The sequence below is a fragment of the Acidovorax sp. HMWF029 genome, from assembly GCF_003060895.1.
GTDB lineage: Bacteria > Pseudomonadota > Gammaproteobacteria > Burkholderiales > Burkholderiaceae_C > Acidovorax.
In genome coordinates, this window is the sequence record NZ_QAIH01000141.1 from 1 (window position 1) to 5949 (window position 5949).

The 5949-nt window shown below is 64.1% G+C and carries 8 protein-coding genes and 1 pseudogene; 6 read left to right on the forward strand and 3 right to left on the reverse strand.

The window, feature by feature from the left end; all coding sequences use genetic code 11:
• The first annotated feature begins 124 nt into the window (after positions 1-124).
• The 3 genes from purB to DBR12_RS09670 are packed head-to-tail and all read left to right on the forward strand — an operon-like array spanning position 125 to position 2248.
• Positions 125-1504 carry an adenylosuccinate lyase gene (gene purB / locus DBR12_RS09665; protein WP_108617043.1) on the forward strand — a complete coding sequence of 460 codons (1380 nt, stop codon included), beginning with the start codon at positions 125-127 and terminating at the stop codon, positions 1502-1504.
• Positions 1467-1808 carry a DUF1010 domain-containing protein gene (locus DBR12_RS23560; RefSeq protein WP_369861460.1) on the forward strand — a complete coding sequence of 114 codons (342 nt, stop codon included), beginning with the start codon at positions 1467-1469 and terminating at the stop codon, positions 1806-1808. Before purB ends, DBR12_RS23560 begins: the two co-directional genes overlap by 38 nt.
• Positions 1694-2248 carry a YaeQ family protein gene (locus DBR12_RS09670; protein ID WP_369861462.1) on the forward strand — a complete coding sequence of 185 codons (555 nt, stop codon included), beginning with the start codon at positions 1694-1696 and terminating at the stop codon, positions 2246-2248. Before DBR12_RS23560 ends, DBR12_RS09670 begins: the two co-directional genes overlap by 115 nt.
• 114 nt (positions 2249-2362) lie before the next feature.
• On the opposite strand, the gene DBR12_RS09675 is transcribed toward DBR12_RS09670, so the two are convergent.
• The gene (locus DBR12_RS09675) at positions 2363-2668 is read right to left on the reverse strand and encodes a hypothetical protein (protein ID WP_108617045.1); all 306 of its coding nucleotides are present in this window, start codon (positions 2666-2668) and stop codon (positions 2363-2365) included.
• Positions 2669-2725: 57 nt separating this feature from the next.
• On the reverse strand, positions 2726-3160 hold the full coding sequence (locus DBR12_RS09680; protein ID WP_108617046.1) for a DUF3717 domain-containing protein: 435 nt from the start codon (positions 3158-3160) through the stop codon (positions 2726-2728).
• A 476-nt stretch (positions 3161-3636) separates the two neighbouring features.
• On the opposite strand from DBR12_RS09680, the gene DBR12_RS09685 reads away from it, so the two are divergent.
• From DBR12_RS09685 to DBR12_RS09695, 3 genes are all read left to right on the forward strand, one after another.
• The gene (locus tag DBR12_RS09685) at positions 3637-4389 is read left to right on the forward strand and encodes a TerC family protein (protein ID WP_108617047.1); all 753 of its coding nucleotides are present in this window, start codon (positions 3637-3639) and stop codon (positions 4387-4389) included.
• Positions 4390-4452: 63 nt separating this feature from the next.
• Positions 4453-4920: a hypothetical protein gene (locus DBR12_RS09690; protein ID WP_108617048.1), complete on the forward strand. Its 468-nt coding sequence runs from the start codon at positions 4453-4455 to the stop codon at positions 4918-4920.
• 120 nt (positions 4921-5040) lie between these two features.
• Positions 5041-5394: a phage holin family protein gene (locus DBR12_RS09695; protein ID WP_108617049.1), complete on the forward strand. Its 354-nt coding sequence runs from the start codon at positions 5041-5043 to the stop codon at positions 5392-5394.
• Here DBR12_RS09695 and DBR12_RS22690 read toward each other — a convergent pair.
• Positions 5362-5949 (reverse strand): annotated as a pseudogene (locus tag DBR12_RS22690) (peptidase M48); the annotation flags it as partial. The gene DBR12_RS09695 and the pseudogene DBR12_RS22690 sit on opposite strands and share 33 nt — an antisense overlap.

The window sequence follows — 5949 nt, forward strand, 5'->3', positions numbered from 1 at the left end:
CTTCCAGTGCGCGGGGATGCTGAACAATTCGGGTTTGATTCTATCGACAGCGACCCGGCGTGAGGCCGACTGATGCGCCGCCCCCACAAACCCCGCCGACCCACCCCGCCTACAATGGCGCGCCATGAGCCTGTCCACCATCACTGCCCTGTCGCCGCTTGACGGCCGTTACGCCCCCAAACTTGCCGCCCTGCGCCCGATCATGAGCGAGCACGGCTACATGCACCGCCGTGTGCAGGTGGAGGTGGCATGGTTCATCGCGCTGTCTGATGCGGGGTTTGCTGAGTTCAAGCCGCTTACCACCGGAGCGCGCGCTTACTTGCTGGGCCTGGTCAAAAACTTCTCCGAGGCCGATGCCGCCGCGATCAAGGAGATCGAGAAGACCACCAACCACGATGTCAAGGCGGTCGAATACTGGATCAAGAGCAAGTTTGAAGCCCGCCCAGAGCTGGAAAAAGCCTCCGAATTTGTGCACTTTGCCTGCACCAGCGAAGACATCAACAACACCAGCCACGCGCTGCAGCTGCGCTCGGGCCGCGACCAGGTGGTGCTGCCAGGGCTGGACCGCATCGTGCTCAAGCTGCGCGAAATGGCCCACGCCTTTGCCGACGTGCCCATGCTCAGCCGTACCCATGGTCAGACCGCCAGCCCCACCACCGTGGGCAAGGAAATGGCCAATGTGGTGATGCGCCTGCAGACCGCCTGCGAGAAGATCGCTGCCGTCAAGATCATGGGCAAGATGAACGGCGCCGTGGGTAACTACAACGCCCACCTGTCCGCCTGGCCTGAGTTTGACTGGGAAGCCTTCAGCAAGAAGGTCATCGAAACGCCCGAACCCCTGGGCCTGGGCCTGACCTTCCAGCCCTATTCCATCCAGATCGAGCCGCATGACTACATGGCCGAGCTGTTCGACGCCGTTGCGCGCGCCAACACCATCCTCATCGACCTCTCGCGCGACATCTGGGGCTATGTGAGCCTGGGCTACTTCAAGCAGCGCCTGAAGGCGGGCGAGATTGGGTCGTCCACCATGCCGCACAAGGTCAACCCGATTGACTTTGAAAACGCCGAAGGCAACCTGGGCCTGGCCAACGCGCTGCTCAAGCACCTGTCCGAAAAGCTGCCCATCAGCCGCTGGCAGCGTGACCTGACCGACAGCACCGTGCTGCGCAACATGGGCGTGGCCCTGGGCTACGCCACGCTGGCCTACGCCTCGTTGCTCACGGGCTTGAACAAACTTGAAATCAACGAAGAGGCCCTGGCCGAAGATCTGGACGCCGCCTGGGAAGTGTTGGCCGAGCCCATCCAGACGGTGATGCGCCGCTTTGGCGTGCAAGGTGCCTACGAGAAGCTCAAGGAAGTGACCCGCGGCAAGACCGTGACGGCCGAGGCGCTGCATGGCCTGATCAACTCGCTGGAAATCCCCCAGGCCGAAAAAGACCGCCTGCTGGCCATGACGCCCGGCAGTTATGTGGGCAAGGCGGCCGAGCTGGCACGCCGGGCCTGACCCTTCGCTGCGCTGCGCGCCTCACCCCTGGGGCGCAAACTGTGGCACGACAAAGCCGGATCTTTGGTGTTGCTGGCTTGTGGCCACAGTCGGTTGCATGTGCTGCCGGGTTTTTGAAGCATTTTTGGCCACTGGCGCGTGTCTGGCAAGCGCTGGCAGCTATTCATTTTGTAGTGAGGCTGCATGGCCATCAAATCCACCATCTTCAAGGCGAACCTGCAAATCGCCGACATCGACCACGGCTACTACGCCGATCACGCGCTCACGCTGGCGCGCCACCCCAGCGAGACCGACGAGCGCATGATGGTCCGGCTGGCTGCTTTGGCCATCCAGGCGCACCAGCTCAATGACCTGTGCAATGGCGACGCCACCCTGGCGTTCGGCGCCGGCCTGTCGGACCCCGATGACCCGGATGCATCGCTCACCGACTTCACCGGACGCAAGCGCGTGTGGATCGAAGTGGGACAGCCCGAGGACAAGCCGCTGACCAAGGCCTGTAGCAAGGCTGATTCGGTGATCGTGTACTGCTTCAATCACGCGGCCGAGATCTGGTGGAAGGGGATTGAGTCCAAACTTTCGCGGCTGGACAAGCTGCAGGTCTGGCGCATTCCTACCGAGGCCTCCCAGGCGCTGGCACAGCTGGCTGAGCGCAGCATGCAACTGCAGGCGACGGTGCAGGAAGGGGCCATCACCCTGAGCAGCACTTTGGGCAGCGTGCATGTGGAGCCCGTGCGTTGGAAGTAGTTTTTTTGGCCTAAAAAGGCCTTCCCCGCGCGATGGATGTGCTTTTTATGCTATTAAATTTATAGCTTTTTAGTTGTCCGTGTGTTCGTGTGCCTGCATGCGCGGGCAGGCGTTTCAGTCCCGTGGCATGAGCGCGCCACATTGCCAGCACTGCTCGAAGCCGCCCTCCACAATCTCGCCGCAGCCGCAGGCCCAGCGGCGCTGTGGCAGGGCCTGCAACTCTTGCAGCAAGGCGTGCGCGCGGGCGGCGTGTTCCTCGTGGTCCAGCCAGATCTCGGGCAGGCACTGGTCGGGCGGCAGGTGCCCTGCGGCGGCGCCCAGATACTGCCGCTGAACCGACGCCGCCATGCCCGCCTCGCACAGCAGGTCGGCCCACAGCGTGGCGATGGCGATGTTTGGGGCTTGGGTCAGGCGCAGCATGGCTGCACCATAGCCGCTGCAGGGGTTGGCGTACAGCCCCTGCCTTGGTCGGCGGCCTCAGGGCGCCGGTGGCTGGGGTGTTGATGCGCCCTCGGCCGCGCGCTCGGCGTAGCGGTTGAAGCGCCACGCAGAATGCTCCATGGTGATGCGGCGCCACACCACGCGCTTTTCTACGGGGCTCATGGCGGGCCAGTGCTGCACTTCATCAAAGGTGCGCCCGCACCCCTTGCAAAGATCGTCCCCCTGGCTGGTCGAGCAGATGGCGATGCAGGGGGTGTCGGGGGTCGTGTCGTACCAGGCATGCCACGCGGCCAGTGCGCGCGCAGGCAGGTCGCCTTCGCCGATGGTGGTCTGGCGGTGGTAGACCATCAGCGCATACGCTTCTCCCAGAGCCTCGATCTCGGGCGCCAGCGCCACGCCGTCAGGCGAAGGCGCGCGGTGGCGCCAGTGGTTGATGGCGGCTTCGATGTCAGTGATGTGGATGGCGGCCATGAAGGGACAGGACACAAGGGGGCTGGATCATAGCCGCCCGCCCGAGGCATGCAGGCGGTGGTGTTTTCCGCGAAGGCCCCCTGCGCAGGGGCGTTCATACGCAGTAACCACAACATCGCGAGCCTTGCGCGGCTGCGCTGGCGATGTTCCAATCGAGGGCTCGAAGGGGAGTAGCTCCCGACTTGTATTGCAGCGGGGCCAGGCCTTGACTTCGCAGCGCAAGGCATCGGATTCGTCGTCAATACGAAGCATCGCTTCCGGCGTTCCGGGCCCACGCACATATTCCATGTGCAGGGCCGAGCAAGACCTTTGATGGGCCCACTGTGGGCTGGTCAAGGCTGCCTCTTCGCGTGCCGCCCCCGCTGCGCGGTGGCAAGCCCCTGATCCTCCAACCGCAGGCCCCCTATCCCAGGGATGGACTCGGCGCTACAGTGGCAGCGAGATCCTCCCTTCGCGCTACTGATACTGAGGAATTTATGGACTTTTTGGCATCGCCCGAATTCTGGCTCGCACTGGGCCAGATCATCATCATCGACATCTTGCTGGGTGGCGACAACGCAGTGGTCATTGCGCTGGCCTGCCGCAAGTTGCCCCCTGCACAGCGTACCAAGGGCATCATCTGGGGAACGGCGGGTGCCATCGTCTTGCGCGTGATCCTGATCGCTTTTGCGATGACCCTGCTGGCACTGCCGTTCCTCAAGTTCGTGGGCGCCATCCTGTTGGTGTGGATTGGCGTCAAGCTGCTGGCCCCGGACGAAGAGGGCCATGGCGACGTGCAGGGCAGCGACAAACTGCTGGCGGCCATCAAGACGATCATCGTGGCCGATCTGGTGATGAGCGTGGACAACGTGATCGCCATTGCCGGCGCGGCACAGAACGCTGGCGAACACCAGTTCCTGCTGGTCGTGCTGGGTCTGCTGATTTCCATCCCGATCATCGTCTGGGGTAGCCAACTGGTCATCAAGCTCATGGAGCGTTTCCCGATGATCATCACGCTGGGCGGCATGCTGCTGGGCTGGATCGCCGGGGGCATGCTGGTCACCGACCCCGCGCTGGCCAACCCCGACAAGTGGCAATGGATGCTGAAGATGCCACTGGACGCTTCGGGCGATGTGCTCGACACGGTCAAGTACGGTGCCAGCGTGGCGGGTGCACTGCTGGTGCTGGCGGCTGGGAAGTTCATTCTTTCGCGCCGCACCGCTGCAGCGCCTGCTGAACAAAAGCATTGATCAGATCGACGGCCCCCGGGAGTGCTTCGCCCCCGGGGCATTGGGGCTTTCACAGGAGGCGGTATGGACAGAGTCATCGTGTACGTGGACGACGCAGCGTATGCCCATCAGGTGCTTGCGCCCTTGTTTGCCCGTGAGGCAGCGGCGCCTACCCAGTGGGTGCTGGTGGCCTGTGCCCCACGCATGACCCACCGCATCAGCAAATGGGTGAGCCACAGCGCCCGCGAGAACTGGCGCACCAAGTGGGCGGACAAACTGTTTGCCCAGATCCTTCCCGGCCTGCGGGGCCCTGCGAACAGTGTGACCACCGTGGTCGCCAAGGGGCCGTTGGTGGAACTGACGGAGCAACTGCAGGCAGCCCAGCCCCAAGCTGCGCAGGTGGTGGACGCTCGTCGCCCCAAATCCGAAGCCCCGGAGGCGACAGCGAAAAGCCAGACTGCGGGCCGTCGGTGGCCAACACCCAGGCCCGGTACCCTTATGGGCAGCCTGCTCACGGGTTTTGGCACCCTGTGGGCGCTGGTGCTGGAGTGACGGGCCGCTCCGACAGGCGCTAATGCGCCAATGCACGCCCGCTGACTGCGGTGGGTGTGGTGACTGAAAGGGCCTGCGGGCCCTTTTTGATTGGTCGCTGGCCGGAGCTATTCTTTGACCATGAAACTTCTTCTCAAATGGCTGCTTAGCGCAGCCGCGCTGTTGTTCGTGGCGTACATCTACAGCGGTGTCGAGGTGAAAAGCTTTCCCTCGGCACTGATCGCAGCCTTTGTGATCGGGCTGTTCAACGCGGTGCTGCGGCCGGTGCTGGTGGTGCTGACGTTGCCGGTCACCATCGTCACGGTGGGGCTGTTCTTGTTTGTGATCAACGCGCTCATGTTCTGGGCCGCCGCCAGTGTGCTCGACGGCTTCCATGTGGCGGGTTTTGGCGCAGCCCTGCTGGGCTCGCTCATCTACTCAGTGCTGGGCGTGCTGATCGAGTCAGCGCTCGGCGGCCTGTTCGCGAAGAAGTGACTCCGTGGCGCGCAGCCGGGTGTCGATGATCGACGCCTCGATGTGGTCCGCTGCAGCGCCGCCACGGCGGGCCAGATCCTGGCCTGCCTTGAACCGATCCACCGCCGCCGCATAGTCATAACGTGCGGCATGTGCCTCGGCCTGCGCGCGGATGGAGCGCAGTCCATGGCCTTGGGCCTGCCACACGGCCGCGAGCAGGTGCCATGCGCTGGCATCCTTGGGGTGGTTGGCGACCCAGGTCTGCAGCGCGTCCGTCCCTGCGCTGGCTTGGCCTGCCTGGAGCAGGATCTGGGTGCGCAGCAGCAGCTCCGCCCTGCGTGTGCTAGTGCCAACGCCCGCAGTTTTGGCTTCTGGCATTGCCGCCTGGGCTGCCGAGACATCCCCCGCAGCCAGTTCGATCTCGGCACGCAGCAAGCGCGCGAGCCGCAGCGCAGCGGAGTCGGCCTGCACCAGCGTTTGGAGTTTCTGCACAGCGGACCGCGCACCCGCCATGTCCCGCAGTTGCAGGGCTCCCAGTGCGGCGGCATACAGCGCCGCCGCACGCCGTTGCGGCGG